The organism is Pseudolactococcus chungangensis CAU 28 = DSM 22330, assembly GCF_002441885.1.
In the GTDB taxonomy this organism is placed as follows: domain Bacteria; phylum Bacillota; class Bacilli; order Lactobacillales; family Streptococcaceae; genus Pseudolactococcus; species Pseudolactococcus chungangensis.
In genome coordinates this window covers 1-17,341 of the sequence record NZ_JXJT01000028.1, presented here as the reverse complement: position 1 = coordinate 17,341, position 17,341 = coordinate 1, and the positions used below count along the sequence as shown (strand labels likewise).

General features: G+C 41.9%; 13 protein-coding genes. 12 read left to right on the top strand and 1 reads right to left on the bottom strand.

Annotation, left to right across the window (positions count from 1 at the left end; translation table 11 throughout):
* Nucleotides 1-138: 138 nt before the first annotated feature.
* Nucleotides 139-1,479 carry an RNA polymerase factor sigma-54 gene (rpoN, locus tag RR45_RS09655; protein WP_031366923.1) on the bottom strand — a complete coding sequence of 447 codons (1,341 nt, stop codon included), beginning with the start codon at nt 1,477-1,479 and terminating at the stop codon, nt 139-141.
* 106 nt (nt 1,480-1,585) lie between these two features.
* Between rpoN and RR45_RS09650 the strand changes: the two genes are divergently transcribed.
* The 12 genes from RR45_RS09650 to RR45_RS09595 all read left to right on the top strand — a co-directional run bounded on the left by RR45_RS09650 (nt 1,586) and on the right by RR45_RS09595 (nt 17,072).
* On the top strand, nt 1,586-4,399 hold the full coding sequence (locus tag RR45_RS09650) for a sigma-54-dependent transcriptional regulator (RefSeq protein ID WP_244148313.1): 2,814 nt from the start codon (nt 1,586-1,588) through the stop codon (nt 4,397-4,399).
* Nucleotides 4,400-4,599: 200 nt separating this feature from the next.
* Nucleotides 4,600-5,043 carry a mannose/fructose/sorbose PTS transporter subunit IIA gene (locus tag RR45_RS09645; protein ID WP_031366925.1) on the top strand — a complete coding sequence of 148 codons (444 nt, stop codon included), beginning with the start codon at nt 4,600-4,602 and terminating at the stop codon, nt 5,041-5,043.
* A complete protein-coding gene (locus RR45_RS09640; protein ID WP_031366926.1) occupies nt 5,040-5,531 on the top strand; it encodes a PTS sugar transporter subunit IIB in 492 nt (163 codons plus the stop codon). Before RR45_RS09645 ends, RR45_RS09640 begins: the two co-directional genes overlap by 4 nt.
* A 62-nt stretch (nt 5,532-5,593) precedes the next feature.
* The gene (locus RR45_RS09635) at nt 5,594-6,385 is read left to right on the top strand and encodes a PTS mannose/fructose/sorbose transporter subunit IIC (protein ID WP_031366927.1); all 792 of its coding nucleotides are present in this window, start codon (nt 5,594-5,596) and stop codon (nt 6,383-6,385) included.
* An 11-nt stretch (nt 6,386-6,396) separates the two neighbouring features.
* A complete protein-coding gene (locus RR45_RS09630; protein WP_031366928.1) occupies nt 6,397-7,221 on the top strand; it encodes a mannose/fructose/sorbose PTS transporter subunit IID in 825 nt (274 codons plus the stop codon).
* A 141-nt stretch (nt 7,222-7,362) separates the two neighbouring features.
* Nucleotides 7,363-10,185, top strand: coding sequence for a glycoside hydrolase family 32 protein (locus RR45_RS09625; protein ID WP_072353663.1), 2,823 nt, complete (start codon nt 7,363-7,365; stop codon nt 10,183-10,185).
* A 59-nt stretch (nt 10,186-10,244) separates the two neighbouring features.
* Nucleotides 10,245-11,063, top strand: a complete 819-nt coding sequence (gene yidA / locus RR45_RS09620; protein WP_031366930.1) for a sugar-phosphatase — start codon at nt 10,245-10,247, stop codon at nt 11,061-11,063.
* A gap of 252 nt (nt 11,064-11,315) precedes the next feature.
* Nucleotides 11,316-12,296 (top strand): PTS sugar transporter subunit IIAB, encoded by a 981-nt coding sequence (locus RR45_RS09615; RefSeq protein WP_072353664.1) that lies wholly within the window; start codon nt 11,316-11,318, stop codon nt 12,294-12,296.
* Nucleotides 12,297-12,477: 181 nt separating this feature from the next.
* Complete coding sequence (locus RR45_RS09610; protein ID WP_031366932.1) at nt 12,478-13,302, top strand: PTS mannose/fructose/sorbose/N-acetylgalactosamine transporter subunit IIC; 825 nt, start codon at nt 12,478-12,480, stop codon at nt 13,300-13,302.
* A gap of 124 nt (nt 13,303-13,426) precedes the next feature.
* A complete protein-coding gene (locus tag RR45_RS09605; protein WP_031366933.1) occupies nt 13,427-14,248 on the top strand; it encodes a PTS system mannose/fructose/sorbose family transporter subunit IID in 822 nt (273 codons plus the stop codon).
* 239 nt (nt 14,249-14,487) lie between these two features.
* The gene (locus RR45_RS09600) at nt 14,488-16,149 is read left to right on the top strand and encodes a glycoside hydrolase family 13 protein (RefSeq protein ID WP_031366934.1); all 1,662 of its coding nucleotides are present in this window, start codon (nt 14,488-14,490) and stop codon (nt 16,147-16,149) included.
* Nucleotides 16,150-16,325: 176 nt separating this feature from the next.
* A complete protein-coding gene (locus RR45_RS09595) occupies nt 16,326-17,072 on the top strand; it encodes a DeoR/GlpR family DNA-binding transcription regulator (protein ID WP_072353665.1) in 747 nt (248 codons plus the stop codon).
* Nucleotides 17,073-17,341 lie beyond the last annotated feature (269 nt).

Below are 17,341 nucleotides of genomic sequence, written 5' to 3'. Positions count from 1 at the left end.
TTCCCACACGATTTATTATAGAGCCGATTTTCGACACTAAACGAAATCAGTCATAGCTTATTTTTGTTCGAATCTTGTATATTTTTCGAGAAACAATACAAAATGACTAGAAAAGACCGTTCGAATGGTCGTTTCTTTTTAATACCGTTTTCGATGACGAGAGGTTGGAATGCCTAAGGTATCTCGATATTTGACGACGGTTCGGCGTGAGATGTCAAAGCCAGCTTGTTTCAGTTGCTCAACAATTTTTTGATCTGATAAAGGCGCTTGTTTATTTTCGTTTGCGATAACGCGCTGAAGTTCTGCTTTAATTGCCGTGTTGGCAATCACTTCTCCTTTTGACTCGCCGTTTTTCTGAAGAATACCCTGTGGGAAAAAGTGTTTTAACTCATAAGTACCGAAAGGCGTTCGCATATATTTTTGATTGACGGCGCGACTAATGGTCGATTCATGCAAGTCTAAATTTAGGGCAATTTCTTTTAAGGTTAGCGGTTTCAGGGGGTGGTTGTTATCTAAGAAAAAATCAGCTTGAGCTGTAAGTATTTCTCTTCCAACACGGAGAATGGTGTCGAACCGATTTTCAACAGTTGTTTTTAACCATTCAAACTCAGCTTTTCGATCTTTGAGATAGGCCTGTAAATCAGCATCCTCTATAGCTTTATAGCGATTGTAATACTTGTCTTGGAATGTAATCTGTGGCTGACCTGCTTTGGTTGACCGGATGTCAAGCTGTTGCTCGTTAACTGTGACTTCTAAATCTGGTTTGATAGATTGTGCAAGTATTTGAGCGTAAGCTGCGCCTGGTCGAGCGGTTAAAGTCGGGATGTAATCGTAGACGGCTTGTATCTCTTGAAAGCTAACCGCATATTTTTGACTGATGCCGTCCCATTGTCGATTGACTAAATCATCAAAACTTTCTTCCAATAGCAAATAAGCAATATCAGGTGCAGCATGGTCACGTTCAGTTTGGAGCATCAAACATTCCTGTAAGTTTCGAGCGCCGATACCCGCAGGTTCTAGCTGTTGCAATAATGTCAGTGCATCAAGTAGTTCAATTTCGCTTGCACCTGTTTGCGCAGCAGCATCAAGAGGGAGCGTCAGATAACCGTTTGAATCAAGATAGTCAACTAAAAAAATTAATAGTGTCCGCAAAAAAGTATCTCGATAGTTTAGGTGAATTTGTGTCAAGATATGTTCATATAAGGATATTTTTTCCGCAGGTAACTGTTCCAAAAATGCCTGGTGACGATCTTCGGAGGACTGTACTAAGGAATGGTTACTCGGTGGTGCATCGCTCGAATCTGAGCCGATTGTCACGGAGATTAAGGGATTTTCCAGAGACTGTTCCTGTAAAAAATCAACCAAATCGCTTGTAGAATAGTGTAGGATTTGAATCGCCTGTTGCATCGTTTGTGTCATGGCGAGCTTTTGTTGCTGCGACTGGCTCTGCTTCAAATTAATAGATGGTTTAGATGACATGGAGATTCTCTTTCTAAAAATATCTTTAGGTTTATTATACACAAAAAATTGGCAATGTTTCATAAAATTAAGGAATTTATGTATAATAGACCTATATTGAGACAACATGAAAGGGAATCAGATGCTTAGAATTGATAAAGTTTATCAGACCTTATGTGAGTTATGGACGAATAAGAGTATAAAAGAGTTGCATGTCATCCAAGGGACAACAGCGCTTGAAGTAGCGAATACCCTAGGAATTAGTCGCGCCAATGCGAGCTTGGAGTTGAATAAATTAGTTCGTGATGGTCGCGCGATCAAACTCACGACCTATCCGGTTCGTTTTTTACCTAAAGAAACGGTAGAGGTATTATTAGACCGAGAGTTGTCTGGCATCACAGAACTTGAGACAATTGCAGACTTAGATGCTGTGCGTCAAGCAGACGAACCGATAGCAGACTCCTATTTATCCAATTCAAAAAATCCATTTGACCAGATTATTGGTCATCAGTCCAGTTTGAAGCAGGTGATTTCCCAAGCCAAAGCCGCGGTTTATTACCCACCATCAGGTTTGCATATGCTCTTGCTCGGGCAAACTGGAACTGGGAAGACCTTCTTTGCCGAAAAAACCTATGAATATTCACGCTATGAAGGTCTCTTGAAAGAAGATGCCCCTTTCAAAAGCTTTAACTGTGCTGATTATTATAATAACCCACAGTTACTGATGAGCCAGCTTTTCGGCTACGCCAAAGGTGCCTTTACTGGTGCAGATCACGACCACGAGGGGCTCGTCGAAAAAGCTGATGGCGGCGTTCTGCTCCTCGACGAAGTACATCGATTGCCGCCTGAGGGTCAAGAGATGCTCTTCTATTTCATTGATAATGGGACTTTTAACCGCTTGGGGGAAAATGGTGTCAAACGACATAGCAAAGTGCTGATCATCTGTGCCACGACTGAAAATCCAGACTCAGCACTCTTAAAAACGTTTGTCAGACGAATTCCGATGACGATTCAAATTCCATCATTAAGTGAGCGCCCGATAGAAGAACGTGTCGCCTTAACCCAATTCCTCTTTGCACAAGAAGCCAAACGGATTAAGAAAACGATGCGTATCTCAATTGATGTCATCAATGCATTGGTTCACGCGACAACTTCGGGTAATGTTGGCCAACTGAAATCTTTAGTCCAGTTAGTCTGTGCCCAAGCCTTTTTGAAAAGCATCCATCGCTTTGATGAAGTGGACATTGATATTTGTAATTTACCGGATGATATTCGAGAAGATTGGGTTAGCAGTCGGGACAATTTGGCGCGTGCCATGGTCATCTCAAAATATGTCGATGTGGTCACAGTGATTCATCCCGAGGCAGTAGCCGTTACTCCAGAAGCCTCAACAGACTACAATATTTATGATGCCTTGGACAAAAAGCTAGTCGTCCTCGAGAATGAAGGTCTATCTCATAGTCTCATCAAGAAAACGATGATGAGAGAGTTGCAACTCTACTTGAAAAAATATGTCAAAAACTATGATAGTACTTCAAACCTTTTAAACTTTGTCGATAAAGCGATTGTTGACTTTGTCAATCAGTTAAAAGAGATTGCTGAGGCGGAAATGCGTGTGAAATTTGATCGCCGCTTCACATATTTCTTTGCCATGCACATCGATGCTTATTTCTCCCGAGGTGAAAAGGTTAACTTACTCGTTGCGCAAGAAATTGAGAATCTGAAAAAGGAGCATCCACTTGAGTATCAAGTGGCAGAACGCTTTAGAGTTGAGATTTCTAAAGTCTTTCATCATGAGTTACCAGATGTTGAAGTCGCTTACTTGGCTATGCTCTTGGTTAATATGGATACAGAGAGTTTGGATCAAAAAATTGGGATTCTTGTCGCTGCTCATGGCAATAGTACAGCAACCTCTATGGTCAATGTTGTCACTGATTTATTGGGGGTTGCTCAGATAGATTCTTTAGATATGCCTTTGTCAATGTCGCCTCAGCAAATGTTTGAGGAAGTCGTTGAGAAAGTCAAAAAACTGGATCTTGGTAAAGGTGTCTTGCTCTTGGTAGATATGGGCTCGCTGTCAATGATTGAGCCTAAATTAATCAAGGCAAGCGGTGTGGAGGTGAAAATCATCTCGAATGTGACGACGGTCATGGTGCTAGATGCCGTGAGAAAAACAAATTATACGGATCGAACATTAGTGAATGTTTATGATTCTGTTAAGCGGGATTTTTTAGCGAGTGTTCGCGCTCAAAAAACATCTAAAGGGAAACCAAAAGCAATCCTCTCTATCTGTACGACGGGATCGGGAACAGCTAAGAAAATTGAGGTTTTGCTGAATGATATCATTGATCGTGCGACGGATGAAGACGTGCGAGTATTGACGATATCAGCTTTAAAGATCAAGGAAGAGATTCCAAAAATTTTAGAAAATTATCAAGTGTTGGCAAGTGTTGGCACTAAAAACCCCAATCTTGAAGCGCCTTTCATTTCCTTAGAGCGATTGATTGAAGGCAGTGGTGGCAATATGCTCCACCAAATTTTATCAGAAGGCGAGGTAACGGAAGTTGAAAATCAAAGTCAGAATTTTGTTATCCGAGATTTGTGTGAAGATATGCTTGAAGCACATCTGGTCTATTTAAATCCGAAATTGATTTTAGACTTTTTGTTGAATTGGACGGATGCTGTTCAACAAGCCTGTCAAATGAATTTCCAAAATACAACTTTAATCAAGTTAATTATCCATTCAGCATTTGCCTTTGAGCGAGTGATTAAGGAAAATCCTTTGCGATATGAAGATACGCCAAGTGCCGCTTCACTTGAGTGCTTACCCCTTGTTGCTTCAACTTTATCAACGATTGAAAATGGCTTGAACTTATCATTATCAGAAGGAGAAAAGATGTTTATCAGTGAGATTTTAGTAGAGGCAATAAGTGTTTCCTAGGTGGTCGAAAGTGTTTTGTATTTCTCATCAGTGTTTTAAAAGTGTATCAAAAAAGTGTCTCAAGATAAGAGACGCTTTTTTGATAGCCTTAAAACATCAGAAAATATAAGGGGTTCGAAAAAGTCATGATTAAAACACTGTTTGGCACGCTTCTTGCTTTAATATAAGTGTAAAGAAAAAATAGGAAAAGGAGAAAAAGTATGACAGCAATTATTGTGAGTGGCCATGGTCAATTATCAACTGGTCTACTGGATGGTTTTAAAATGATTTTTGGTCACGATGATAAAATTATCGCTGTGCCATTTCTAAAAGGAGAAGGGATTCCACAACTTCAAGAAAAATATCAGGCAGTGATGGCACGCTTTCCAGATGATAACATTTTATTTTTAGTGGATGTTTTTGGTGGCACGCCCTATAATTCAGCTGTGCAGTTAGTATTTGACCACCCAGCAGCAGATGTTGTGACAGGCGTGAATCTGCCCATGTTACTAGAAATTGCAGCAACTAAAGAAACGAGTGATTTAGAGGCACTGAGACAGCAATTGAAGACAATTAACCAAGAGGGGTTTAAAATCTTTTCTGAAGTGATGGCATCGGTTAGCCAATCAGAAAACATAAGTGACGAGGAGGATGATTTATTATGAAAATTGAACTAGCAAGAATTGATGACAGATTTATTCACGGACAAGTTTTGACCAAATGGGTCAAACTTCGGCCAATTGATCGCATTATTATCGTCAGTGACAGTGTGGCAGCAGATGAGATGCGCAAGACTTTGGTGCTTTCAGTTGCGCCTGCCAATGTTGCAGCTAGTGCAGTCTCGGTTGATAAGATGATTCGGGCTTATCAATCTCCGAGATATGCAACGACAACAGCTATGCTCTTATTTGAAAATCCAGAAGACATTGTTCGATTAGTCGAAGGTGGCGTTGATTTGAAGGAGGTTAACGTTGGTGGGATGCGCTTTGACGTTGCGCGTAAACAAATTACGAAATCAGTTTCTGTCAATGATGATGACATTGCGGCTTTTAGAAAATTAAAAGAACTAGGTGTTAAAAATGAGTTACGCCAGTTACCAGGCGACACATCCCAAGATTTTAATGACATTTTAGAAAGTGCCTTAAAGTCATAAACTTAATCACTGAACGAGGTTGACAAGCGGTCAATCTACAGTTCAAAACAAGGAGGAAAAAAATGAGTGTGATTCAAATTGTTTTACTATTAATTGTTGCAGGGATTACTGGTATTGGATCAGTAGTTGACGAAGCACAAACGCATCGACCATTAGTCGCTTGTACCTTGGTTGGGTTTGTTTTAGGCGATATTCAAACCGGTATTATTCTCGGTGGTACTTTGGAAATGATGGCTTTGGGCTGGATGAATGTTGGTCTTGCCATGGCACCCGATACGGCGATTGCATCTGTTATTTCGACGATTCTTGTAATCAATTCACACCAAGGGATTGGTGAAGGGATTGCGATTGCAGTTCCCCTTGCAGCAGCTGGTCAAGCATTGACTATTTTCGTTAGAACGATTACGGTATTCTTTATTCATAAAGCGGACGATATGGCTAAAAAAGGTAATTATAAAGGCATTGAACATGCGCATTTACTTGCTATGAGCTTACAAGCGCTCCGCGTGATGATTCCAACCTTAATCATCAGCCTGATTTCTGCAACGGCTGTTCAAGATTTCCTAAGTTCTATTCCAGAAGTTATCACCCGTGGTCTTCAAATTGGTGGAGGCATCATCGTTGTCGTTGGGTATGCCATGGTAATCAATATGATGGATGTCCCTTATTTGAAACCGTTTATGTATGCCGGCTTCCTATTTGCAGCCTTTACCAACTTTAACTTGGTTGGGTTTGGTGCTTTAGGTTTGATTGCAGCCATGGTTTACTTACAATTAAAATACAATGGTCAACCACAAGTCGCAGCGCCCGCCGGCGTCGTATTTGATGATGATGATGATGATTTAGATGCTTAGGAGGCAAAAAAATGACTGAGAAAAGATTAACTAAAAAAGAATTAACAAGTATGTTTTTACGTTCAAACTTCCTATTAGGGTCTTTTAACTTTGAGCGTGTCCAATCCCTAGGTTTCTGTTATGTTATTATTCCAGCCTTGAAAAAAATCTATCCAGAGGGTGAGGAACGCAATCAAGCTTTGACGCGTCACTTGGAATGGTTTAACACACAGCCTTGGTTGACAGCGCCAATTTTCGGTGTGACCGCTGCCATGGAAGAAGAAAAAGCGAACGGAAAAGATATTGATGGCTCTGCCATTCAAGCCATGAAGATTGGTTTAATGGGACCTTTGGCAGGTGTTGGTGATCCAATTTTCTGGGGGACAGCTCGACCAGTCTTAGCAGCGCTAGGTGGCTCACTTGCCTTGACTGGATCAATTGTAGGACCTTTGCTCTTCTTCATCTTGATCAATGCCATTCGCTTGTCAGTTAAATATTTTGGTCTCTTTTATGGCTATGAAAAAGGCATGGAAATCATTAAAGACATGGCTGGTGGTCGTATCAAGAAATTGACAGAAGGGGCATCAATCGTTGGTTTGTTTGTCATGGGTGCTTTGATTAGTAAATGGACCAGCATTAACATCGTTTTACAAGCGACTAAAATGAAAAACGCAGCTGGCAAAGTCCAAGTTCAAACCGTGCAAAATGTTTTGGATAGCATTATGCCAGGGATGTTAGCGCTTGGGTTGACCTTGTTTGTAGCCTGGTTGTTGAAGAAAGGTGTGAATCCGCTCCTCATTATCATTGTTATCTTTATCATTGGTATTTTAGGCTATGCTGGTGGCGTTTTAGGATAAGGTTGTCGCACATGACTAAAAAATAGAGTTGCTGACGGCCAAAAGCCCAACTCTATTTTTTATACTAAATCGCTTTAAAAATCATCACTAGCTTTCGAGCTAGTTTGTGCCAAGTCGCCTTAACATCTTGATGGAGAGAAGATGAAAAAACAAAAATTAAAAGCATATTTGAAGTTCATCGTGGCAGGAATCGTTGCTAGTGTCGTTTTTTCTTTAGCCACAATTCAAACAGTTTCAGCTGTCAGTTCAGCCAATCAAAATAGCTGGCAGTACAATGAACTGTATCGCAATCAGTATCATTATTCTGCTGCGAAGAATTGGCTGAATGATCCAAATGGCCTACTCTATGATGATTCGACAGCTACTTATCATATGTACTATCAATACAATCCTAACGGAAATGGTTGGGGCGATATGTCATGGGGACATGCCACGAGTAAAGATTTGACGAATTGGCAGGAGCAGCCAGTGGCGATTCCAATGTTGGAAAATCAAGAACGGATGGATTTTACATTTGAAAATACGAAAGGTCAATTTACTGATAATGGCAAGGATGGTAAAGTTCGTTATTGGGGGCAACCTTGTACGGATTGGGTTGAGAAGAATGCTAAAAAATACATCTTTAGTGGCTCGACCGTTTTAGATAAAGAAAATATCAGCGGTTTAGGTGAAAATACAATCCTTGCCTACTATACGAGTTGTTTCCAAATCGCAACCCGTTGGAACGATGGTGGAGATGGCGGCATGGGATCTTGGATTGGCATGAGTGAGGTTCAAGAGCAGCATCTGGCCTACAGTACTGATGGTGGGCAGACATTCAAACAGTTTGATGGTGCCAAAAATGCTGCGGAGAATTTAGCAGGAACTGCCAATCAGCAAAGTCCTAAAGCGATTATTCCAGTGACGGCTATTTCAGGTTTGCCAGGAGTTGATGCTAAGGATTTCCGAGATCCTAAGGTCGTCTATGATGAAGAACACAAACAGTGGTTGATGATTGTTGTTGCAGGTCAACAAGCCCTGATCTTTAAATCTGACAATTTGATAGATTGGACATATGCTTCAGCCATCCAACGTCAGCATGATGTTGGTGTAGGTGTCTGGGAATGTCCTGAATTGATACCTATGAAAGTAAAAGACAGTGATGATATCAAATGGGTACTTACGATGAGTGTGCAGGACAATGCTTATGCTTCTGGCTCTGGGATGCAGTATATGGTTGGTGATATTGATGCTCAGGGCGTCTGGACACCCGCAACAGCAAACACACTTGCCAATCCCAACTGGCTAGACTATGGTGAAGATTTTTATGCAGGTGTGACTTTTGGGAATACCGGCAACCGTCGGATTATGCTAGCTTGGCAGAGTAATTGGAAATGGACGGGGTTGCAACAAACAACACCTTGGTATAGCAATATGACCGTGCCACGGGAATTAACGCTTGTTGCCGATGCCGCATATGATGGTGGCTATAAACTTGTTCAAGCACCTGTTACTGAACTGGATTTAGCGAATGGTCAAGATGCTATCGTGCCAACCACGGATAAAGGAACAGGAGCGCTAGACACAGGACTTATCCTAACTGGCGATATGAACAATGCTAATGCAGCGAAAGTGACGAATTTTAAAGGGACAGCTTATAAAATAGAAGCCGAATTCTCTTGGGAAGCAACAAGTAAACCGTCGGCATTAGGGCTCTATGTGCGTGGGACAGACAATTTTGAACGAAAATTACTCGTTGGCTACGATTTGGGCTCGCAACTCGCTTATCTCAATATGTTATCAACCGATGATCAAGACATTCAGGCACCAGGTCGTGACCATACCAATGCTTTTGTTCCTGATGCTGGTCATATTAAACTCACTGCATTGGTTGATGAATCATCAATTGAAATTTTTGTTAATGATGGTGAAAAAACGATCACGCAAGTTTTCTATTTCCGTCCTGAAAAAATTGGTGGTTCCCATGTCAAAACGGATAATATCGGCTTCTATGTAGAAGGTGGGAACGATAAAAAAGCGACGGTTAAAAATGTTAAAATCACATCTTATCGCAGTATTTTTGGTGAGATTACTAACCCAAATCATACGATTGAGGTTAGTCAGGGGGATCTGTTTGATCCATTGACCGCCTTGACGTTCAATAATGCTTTGGGTGATGGCACAACGAATACTCCGACATTTACGATTCTTGAAAATACAGTTGATACATCAGTTGTGGGGTATTACACGCTCCTTGCGGGTGTGACCAATAGCGCTGGCAAATATCAAGAGATAAGTGTTCGTGTCAATGTGACACCGAAAATAGTTACCTATACTGTTGAACATTATCACATCAGCTCAAGTGGTACTGTCCTTAAAGAAACTGAAATTCTGAAAGGTGAGGCCAACACGCTAGCGACAGCTAAACCGAAAGTCTACGCTAGCCATACGTTAGATATAACGCATCCTGAGACCGTCTTGACAGGCAATATCAAGGGGGATGGCACGAGTGTGTTAAAACTTTATTATCAAATCGACACCTATACTGTGATTTTTAAAGATGATGATGGTCGAGTCATTAGCACGCAAACCGTTGAACATGGTGCTAACGCAGCAACACCAGACAAACCAATAAAAAAAGGCTCAACCTTTACAGGTTGGGATAAGGCAGACACAGTCTGGCAAAATGTCACACGCAACGTGACCGTGACTGCTGAGTACAAAAAAGATGGCTCAGTCGCTGACAAAGATAAAATAGCTACATCGGATGATATCCCATCAAATAATTGGACAACTCAGCCAACAGTAATTGGTACGTTACCTCGGACGGAGGAGGTCAAACTTCAGGCGACTGGGGCACTTCCTCGTACAGGAGAGACAAAAACAGTAAATCGGGTAGTTGTCATAGTAGCTCTATCATTCTGTGGCTTTTTACTGTTATTGCTTGTGAAGCGCTGCAAAGTGAAGCGTGACGAAATACAATAACCAAGGTAGGATTATACGGGGCAGTGTGAACGCTAGTCCAAAATTATAAGAGGAATACAATGGGAATTAAACTAGTAACCATAGATGTGGATGGCACTTTGTTAAACAGTCAACGTCTGGTCACGCCAGAGGTCAAGTTAGCCATTAGTCAAGCCAAAGCACAGGGCGTGAAAATTGTCATGACGACTGGTCGACCATATCCAGGGGTGATTGACTTGCTAAGAGAGCTTTCTTTGACAGATGTTGGCGACTACGTCATCACGTACAATGGTGGCATGATTTTAGCAGCAGATACAGGCACTGAACTCAAACGGATGACCTTAACCTATCAGGACTACCTGAAAATTGATGACCTTGCAACGACCTTAGGCTGTGCTTCTCATGCGGTAACCGAAGATCGCTTATTTACCTCAAACTATGATGTTTCACCCTACACTGTGGAGGAGTCGTTCATTGCTAAAGTTCCTATGAGTTTTAGGACGAGAGAGGAGATGCAATCTGAAGATGCCGTCATCAAAATGATATTGGTTGGGGAAGCTGACGACTTGCACCACGCCATCAGCCGAATCCCACCTGAGTTTAAAAACGATTATACGACGGTGTCTAGCGCACCAAATTTCTTTGAAATGCTTAACAAGAAAGCCAGTAAAGGGCAGGGATTGATGCAGCTTGCTCAAATCCTGAATATTCCTTTAGAAGAAACAATGGCCATTGGTGATGCTGAAAATGACAGGTCTATGTTGGAGGTCGCAGGCCTAGCGATTGCCATGGGGAATGCAGTTCCGGAGATTGTGGCTGTAGCAGATTATCAAACAAGTACAAATGATGCCCATGGCGTTGCAGTTGCTCTGGAAAAATTTGTCTTGACAGTTGATTAAAAGAATCGGATTTGATGACCAAATGACGAAGAGTCGCTATTTGGTCATCGAATCCGATTTTTGGTCTAGCCATTTCTACTGTTTTATTATATCTGTAATAAACAGAATGATTCAAAAAATGACGATTTCAATCTTAAAATAAAAAAATATTGAACGAAACGGTCTAAAAAGTGTTGCAATCGGTCAAAAAGTATGCTAAAATGACCTTATCAATTGATGAAAACGATTTCTTAAAAGAAATGGAGAAAAATTTTGAAAAAATTTTTAATCGCCGCTCACGGTAATTTAGCCTTGGGTATCAAGAGTACATTAGAACTATTTTTAGGAGATGCCCTAGACTTTACCTATCTTACGGCTTATACAGATGATGCGCCGAATTTAGAAGAGGCACTCGAGAACTTTTTTTCAAGCATTGATGAGCAGACGGATCAGGCAGTGATTTTCACAGACCTATACGGCGGCAGCGTCAGTCAAAAAATCGCCATGAAAGCGATAGGGAAAACAAATGTCTTTGTCATTGCAGGTATGAATCTTCCTTTGATTATGGAAACAGCCTCTCTGGCATTGTCTGGTGAGGACTACGACAATGATAAAATCGCCAAACTCATCACAGGTGCTCGTCAAGAGCTCAAACAAGTTGAGTTGGTTGCGGGAACGCTCAAGACAGATACTGCTGAGACTGAGCAAGAAATGACGGAAACAGTCACATTAGCGTCAAGCACACCAGCTTTGACCGAACGTCCTGAAACGAACAAGCACATGACCATGCGAGTTGATGAACGCTTGATTCACGGTCAAGTCGCTATGGTCTGGAGTAAAGCTCTGAAACTTGACGGCATTGTCGTTGCCAATGATGAAGTCGTTAAAAATCAGATGCAAGAAAATGCCTTACGGATGGCAGCGCCAAATGGCATCAAAGTCATCATGCGCTCGCTTGATGATAGCATCACCCTTCTAAACGACCACCGTTCAGCCACCAAAAACCTTTTGGTTCTGGTTAGAACGGTCAAAGATGCCGTCACAATTGCCGCAAAAGTTGCCTACTTAGACCGTATCAATGTCGGCAATGTTGGCAAAATGGTAGAAGGTGATAAGAAAAAACTAGCACCGACAGTTTTATTAACCCCTTCGGAAGAAGTTGCCCTGAAAACTTTAACAGAAATCTGTCCCGAAACAGATTTTCAAATGGTCCCAACTGATAAAAAAGAATTGGCCAAGGATTTCGTCTTGTAAGTTCGCTTACCGCGCAAGATTAACTGAGTTTCGGCTCCTTGGGTCTAGGAAAAAAGATAAAAAGTCCGCACAACCTGCGGTTACTCGTCGCAGCAGGTCTTTTAGTGGCGAGTAATCGCAGCCACAAAGCGTTCTATGACCCAAAGCAGTCGCCTCAACATCTTAATAAAAGGAGAAAAATATGTTATACGAAGCTATCGCCGTCGCACTCGTTGTCTTTTTGACAGTTGGCGGTCAGGAATTGTTAGGATTTACCATGTTAGGGCGTCCCATTGTCATTGCGCCACTCGTTGGCTTGCTCTTGGGTGATTTGCAGACTGGCTTACTTGTCGGTGCCGCACTTGAAACGATTTTCATGGGGGTGGTTAATATCGGTGGTGCAGCAGCTGCTGAACCAGGACTTGCCTCAGCCCTTGCGGCAGCCTTTGCGATTAAACTTGGCGGTGGAACGGAATATGCCATTACGCTTGCCTTGCCACTAGGCATCATCGGTTTACAGATTAAACAACTCTTATATATCGCAGTTGTCGCACCACTTTCAGTGAAATTTGACGATTATGCTAAGGCAGGTAATGCCAAAGCCTATACGCGCTTGCATTTCGGAATTTGGGGGCTTAACTGGGGCATTTACAGTTTGATTCCTTTCTTCGCCATTCTATTTGGTGCTAAAGCGACTGAGTCAGCTTTGAAACTCATTCCGGAAGTCATCATGCACGGTCTCAGTGTTGCCGGTAATCTCTTACCAGCAGTCGGAATGGCTATGCTCCTTAAAATGCTCTGGGATAACAAAATCGCGACTTACTTTTTCCTTGGCTTTATTGTGATTGCCTATCTTAAAGTACCACTCATTGCCGTTTCAGCACTTGCCATTATTATTGCAGTGATTGTCGCACAAAACGACATGGCGCTTAAAACACTCAGAGATAAAATAGGACACGGTGTCAAAAGCCTAGGGCAAAAGTCTACTGACCCTAAACAACAAGAAGTCGATGATTTTTACGCTTAAGCATTGACAGAAAGGTATAAACCTTTGAGCGGATGCAATTCGCGAATGACCCCGCTTGGCCGTAGCGTCAGCGGATGTCAAGTCTCAAGATTTCACGAAGTGAAATCGCAGAAAGGAAGAAAAAATGGCAAAATCAACTTTAACACAAGATGAAAAAAAATTACTAAAACAAGTCTACTGGCGCTCGTTTACTGAGTTTGCATCCGTAACGCCGACCAAGCTTGGTGGCTCGGGTGTGACCTATGCTATGCTGCCGTTTATCGACAAATACTATAAGACGGACGAAGAAAAGCGCGACGCTATGGTGCGTCATAACACCTACTTCAATACGACAGTTGCAACCTATCCCTTTGTCCTCGGTGTCGCTGGGTCAATGGAGAAGGAAAATGCAGAACAAGCAGATTTCGATGCAGAGTCTATCTCAGCGATCAAAACCAGTTTAATGGGACCACTCTCAGGACTAGGTGATTCGATTTTCTGGGGTGTCTTGCGTGTTATCGCAGCTGGAATTGCGGTTTCTCTGGCCAATCAAGGGAATCCCTTTGCGCCAATCGTCTTCCTACTGGTCTTTAATATCCCAACCCAATTAACGCGTTGGTACGCAGGTAAAATCGGCTATACATTAGGGTCAACCTACATCTCTGACCTTTACGAGTCAGGCATGATGGCTGTTCTGACTAAGGCGGCATCTATTGTCGGAATTACCATGGTTGGGGCTATGGCGGCTAGTATGGTTAAATTTGATGTCAAATGGAATATGCTTATCAATGGCAAAGCGGTCATGAAATCTCAAGAGATGTTAGATTCAATCTTCATTGGGATTTTACCGTTAGCATTCACCTTGATTTGTTTCTGGTTAATTGCGAAGAAAAATGTTTCAATTAATAAAATGATTATCGGTGTCATTGTCTTTGGTATTCTAGCATCATTTCTAGGCATCGCCTGAAGTGAGCCGGATATCAATAAAAATTGAGTTTCGGCTCCTAGCTGAGGGCAACTTTGTTGCCCTTATCCGTAGATTGAAAGCAATGCTTTCAACTAAGAAAATAGATGATTTTGTCCGCACGACTTTCAGTCGCTTACGGCAAAATCCCTAATTTGCATCTGCGATTACTCGATGCAAAAAATACTTCTACGGAGCTAAACAGTCACCTCAACATCTTAAAGGGAGAGAAAGTGAAAAATATGCGTGATAAGTGGTGGCAAGATGCAGTGATTTACCAAGTCTATCCCAAAAGCTTTAACGATACGACTGGCTCTGGATATGGAGATATCACGGGCATCATCGAAAAACTACCTTACCTCGAAAAACTAGGGGTTGATGGGCTATGGCTGAGTCCAGTGTATTTATCCCCACAAGTTGATAATGGTTATGATATCACGGATTATCGTGTGATTGATACCATGTTCGGCAGTAATGAGGATATGTACCGACTGATTGAGGCAGCGCACGATAAAAATATCAAGATTATCATGGATTTTGTCGCTAATCATACGTCAGATCAGTGTGTCTGGTTTCAAGAGAGTCGCAAGGGTACAGATAATTTCTTTAGCGATTTTTACATCTGGCAGGATGCAAAACCCGATGGCTCTGAGCCTAATAACTGGGGCTCAAGTTTCGGTGGTAGTGCCTGGACTTGGGATGAAAAGCGCGAGCAATATTATCTTCATTATTATGCGGCGGAACAGCCAGACCTCAATTGGGAGAATCCACATGTGCGTGCCTATATCTACGACATGATGCGTTTTTGGAAACAAAAAGGTGTTGATGGCTGGCGCATGGATGTGATTACGTCAATTTCTAAGGACCAGGATTTTCCCGATAATGCGCGTGACTTGACGACAACGAATCAACAAAATGGGCCACGGATGCATGAATTCATCCATGAGATGAATCAAGAAATTCTAACGCCACTTGATATGATGACGGTGGGTGAGAGTCCTGCCGCCAAGAGTTGGGATGCTTGGGAGCTGGTCAGTCCAGAGCGTGAAGAACTGGATATGATTTTCACTTTTGAGCATATGCACATCGACCGTAAAGCAGGTGATGTGAATGGCCGCTGGGCATTGCAAGACCGTGATTTGGTTAAACTTAAAGATATTTTATCCAATTGGCAGCTTGAATTACGAGATAAGGGCTGGAATGCCTTGTACTTCGAGAATCATGACCGGGCGCGCGTGATTAGCCGTTGGGGTAATGATACGACTTATCGCTACGAATGTGCGACGGCCTTTGCGACGATTTTACATGGCTTACAAGGCACGCCTTTTATCTATCAAGGCGAAGAAATCGGCATGACCAATCCTGAGTTTGAGCTAGGTGAATATGTGGATATTGAGCTGAAAGGCAATTATCAGCACTTTGTTGTCGAGCAGCAAACAATGACACAGGCTGATTTCTTAGCAGCCGTTCATAAGATTTCACGTGACAATGCCAGAACACCGATGCAATGGGATGATTCTGAAAACGCAGGATTTACCAATGGGACACCCTGGTTTAAAGTTAATCCCAATTATCCAGACATCAATGTCGCAAAAGACTTGAAAGCTGAAAAATCAGTCTTTAAGTACTATCAAGAGTTGATTCGCTTGCGAAAGACTGAGGACATCTTAAAAACAGGCACCTACAAGCTCCTTTTACCAGAAGATGAGGCGATTTTCGCTTATTTACGACAAAATGGCAGTAAAACATGGCTTGTACTCGCCAATTTATCAGAAAACATGATAAAATTAGAAGAGTTAATGCCTCTACCTGATGTAAAAGCGACTGTCATTGCCAACTATTGTGACCGTACGAATTTGAGTGAGACATTGCGAGCTTATGAGGCAGTCATTGTAGAAATTTAAAATCAATTGAGTTTCGACTCCCTGGGTCTAGGAAAAAAGATAAAAAAGGCCGCACAACCTGCGTGTCTAGCTTATAAAGCGCAACTCCTATGGAAAAAGATAAAGACAGAACCTTGTCTTTCCTATTTTGATACGTCCCAAAGCAGTCACCTCAACATCTTTAAGGAAGTATGTGCATGAAAACAAGTGAACGGCGGAAGTTAATTTTAGATTTACTTGACCAGTCGGAAATGGTCAAAACACAAGAGCTAATGAAGACCTTTGATACCAGTGAATCAACGATTCGCAGGGATTTAACGGTGCTCGCTGAAAATGGTAAAATCGTTCGTGTTCATGGCGGTGCCATTGGTGTTGACCTTTATAACTACGGCTTAACCGTTGAAAAACGACAAATCGAGTATATCGAGGAGAAGCAAAAAATCGCCAAAACAGCGAGTGCCTTTGTTAAAGATCGAGAGCTCATCTTCCTAGATGCCTCGACCACAGTCGGCGAGATGATTCCATTTTTAGCGGGTAAAAAAATCAAAGCTGTCACCAATTCCCCGATTCATGCCCAGCGTTGCTATGAATACGGCATCCCAGTTTACGTCATCGGTGGCGAGTTAAGACAAGCGACTGATGCCGTCATTGGTGCTGTCGCCAATCAGCAAGTCAGCGAATTCTTCTTCAACCGCGCCTTCATGGGCACTAACGGCATCAATGCTGAGTTTGGCTATTCCACACCAGATCCAGAGGAAGCATTGATGAAACGCATCGTTATGCGCCATGCGATTAAAAGCTATGTCCTAGCGGACGAATCGAAGTTCAACCGCGTCGCCTTCACTAAGGTGTCTGACCTTGAAGAGGCGCTAATCATCACGACAACCTTAGCAGACGAAGACCGAGAGAAGTTTAGTCGTCAGACTACATTGGTAGAAGTCTGAGTTTTTGTAGCAATTGACAAATATAACCTTAAAACACTCTTTCGCTATGCGAAGGTGTGTTTTTTTGTGTCTATTCTTTTTATTTATAAGTCAATCGTGTATAGATGTTAATATTATTTTTATCTCAAATAGTTTATATATGCTTTTGTATAATAAGTAAAATATGTTAAAATGATAATATAAAATAAGTTAAGATAATAATTTAATGATAAAAATATAATTGATTAAAAATCAAAAAGTAAAAACTTGACAGAAAAGGAGGGCAAGCC